Below are 452 nucleotides of genomic sequence, written 5' to 3' on the forward strand. Positions count from 1 at the left end.
GCGCATGTCTCGTGGGCTCGGAGATGTGTATAAGAGGCAGCGCGGAGGCAGTCCCCATGCAACTCAATCCCCCTCGCAACTCCCCATTCCGTTCCTCCCCCTGGACGGCGCTCTGGCTGGCCGCGGCGCTCGCCGGCTGCGGCGCTCCCGCGGTGGAGGAAGCAGCCGGCGGGATGGGCCAGTCCTCGGACGCCATCGTCGCCACGAATGGCCTGTCGACGAATGGCCTGTCGACGAACGGCCTGTCGACGAATGGCTTGTCGACGAACGGCCTGTCGACAAATGGCTTGTCGACGAATGGCCTGTCCACGAACGGATTCCAGACCTGGTTCCAGCAGGATCCCGCGTCGGCGGACATGGTGATGCGCTACGTGGTGCAGTGCTCGCTGGCGGCGGGGGCCACGCTGTCGTACCAGTCACCCACCACGGGAAAGAGCTACACGTGGAAGGGG

Annotated in this window: 1 pseudogene; it reads left to right on the top strand. The window is 66.2% G+C overall.

The features are described 5' to 3' along the window. Positions 1 to 56: 56 nt before the first annotated feature. Positions 57 to 452 (top strand): annotated as a pseudogene (locus D7W79_RS42700) (hypothetical protein); the annotation flags it as partial.

The organism is Corallococcus exercitus (assembly GCF_003611585.1).
Classification (GTDB): domain Bacteria; phylum Myxococcota; class Myxococcia; order Myxococcales; family Myxococcaceae; genus Corallococcus; species Corallococcus exercitus.